Below are 2,048 nucleotides of genomic sequence, written 5' to 3' on the forward strand. Positions count from 1 at the left end.
ATCTCCTTGTCGACCATACGGATGCCGAGATTGGTGAAGCGGATCAGCGGCGGCGCCGCGGCCATGATCACCGCCACCTCGCCCGGCACGGTGCCGACGCCGAACATCATGACGATCGGCACGAGGTAGAAGAAGGTCGGCGTGGTCTGCATCACGTCCAGCACCGGGCGGACGATGCGCCACACCGCATCGCTGCGGGCGCACAGGATGCCGATCGGCACGCTGATGCAGACGCAGATCACGATCGCGGTGGTGATCAGCGCCAGGGTCGTGATCGCCTCGGTCCACACGCCGGTGAAGGCGATGACCACAAGGGACACGACCGTGAACAGGGCGACGCCGCGACTGGCCAGCCGCCAGGCGATCAGCCCCGCCAGCAGGACGAAGACCGGGAACGGGATACCCTGCAGCGCTTGTTCGATCACGCCCAGCAGATGTTCCACCGGCCATTTGATGGTCTGGAAAAAGGGCCGCAGATTCTGCGACATCCATTGCACGCCTGCCTGGATCCATTTGTCGACCGGCAGGACGTAGAGATCGTCCACATCGAACATGAGGGCCGTCCGCTGTCAGGGGGGGGCAGGAGGAGCACTCGCGGCCGGGGCCGCGATGCGGGCGAGGATCTGGGCGGGTTCGACGCAGCCGAGCAACCGGCCGGCATCGTCGATGACGGCGACGGGCTGGCCCGTGCTGCAGGCACCGGCGATGTCGGCCAGCCGGGCATGGCCCGGCACGGTGGCGCAGCCCGGGGCGGCCAGCGACCGTGCGCTGATGCCCTGCTGCAGCCGCGGCAGGTCGGCCTCGGCGATGGTGCCGATCAGCCGGCCGGCATCGTCGACCACGAAGGACCGGCCGGCATGGCCCGGGGCGGGGTGGTCGGCCGTGCCGTCGGCGCGGACGACGATCGGGGTGGCATCAACCATCACCGAGCGGGCGTCGAACAGGCGCGACCGGTCGACTTCGCGGGTGAAGGCGGCGACATAGTCGCTGCCCGGCACGGTCACGATCTCCTGCGGCGTGCCCTCGCGCACCACGGCGCCGTCGGCCATGATGGCGATGCGGGTGCCCAGCTTGAGCGCTTCCTGGAAATCGTGGGTGATGAACAGGATGGTCTTGTGCAGCGTGCGCTGCAGCCGCAGCAACTCGTCCTGCATCTCGGTCCGGATCAGCGGGTCGAGGGCGCTGAACGCCTCGTCCATGATCAGCACGTCGGCATCGGTGGCCAGGGCCCGGGCCAGGCCGACCCGCTGGCGCATGCCGCCGCTGAGCGAACTCGGCAGATGGTGGCCCCAGCGCGCCAGGCCGACCACGGCCAGGATCTCTTCCGCCTTCTTCCGCCGCTCGCGGGCGGAGATGCCGCGCAGCTTGAGGCCGAATTCGACATTCTCGAACACGGTCTTGTTCGGCAGCAGGGCGAAATGCTGGAACACCATCGACACCCGGGTCCGGCGGATGTCGCGCAGATGGGCGGCGTCGGCCGCGACCACGTCGTCGCCATCCAGCAGGATGCGCCCGGCGGTGGGTTCGATCAGCCGGTTGATGCAGCGCGCCAGGGTGGATTTGCCGGAGCCGGACAGGCCCATGATCATGTAGATCGCCCCGGCCGGAATCGACAGCGAGACGTTGTTCAGCCCCACCACCTGGCCGGTCTCGGCCTGGACCTGCTCCTTGGTCGCGCCGGCGGCCAGCCGCTGCAACGCGACCTTCGGCACGTCGGAAAAGACCTTGTAGAGGTGCTCGACCCGAATTCGATCCGTCACCGTCACCACCCTGTTTTCGGGGCGGCCAGTCGCGGCAGTCGCGCCGGCCGCCGTTCTTTGGCCCTGGGATATTGGGGCCGGAATCCGGCGATGCGTCTTCCCGCGATGCGGGGGAAACAGCGCCCCGGCCCTCCTATGAAGAGTAGCAAACCCGCGATGCCTCCCTCCCCTACCGCAGCGGCGAGAAATCGGTCGGCACCAGGATGCGGTTCTCCAGCGTGTCCAGCGTCTCGGTCAGCTTGACCAGGAAGGCCTGCCAGGCCGGGTCGGCGGCCAGGCGCCGGCGCC

General features: G+C 68.7%; 3 protein-coding genes. All 3 read right to left on the reverse strand.

Going from position 1 to position 2,048, the window contains the following annotated elements; all coding sequences use genetic code 11:
* Positions 1–554: ABC transporter permease subunit (locus AC3XYG_RS35005; protein ID WP_489144512.1), on the reverse strand; the 554-nt coding region annotated here is incomplete at its 3' end.
* A gap of 15 nt (positions 555–569) precedes the next feature.
* Positions 570–1,760: a quaternary amine ABC transporter ATP-binding protein gene (locus tag AC3XYG_RS35010; protein ID WP_489144513.1), complete on the reverse strand. Its 1,191-nt coding sequence runs from the start codon at positions 1,758–1,760 to the stop codon at positions 570–572.
* Between the two features lie 169 nt (positions 1,761–1,929).
* Entirely contained in the window at positions 1,930–2,037 is a 108-nt protein-coding gene (locus AC3XYG_RS35015; protein ID WP_489144514.1) for an NIPSNAP family protein, read from the reverse strand.
* Between the last annotated feature and the right edge of the window lie 11 nt (positions 2,038–2,048).

It is taken from the genome of Inquilinus sp., assembly GCF_057815775.1.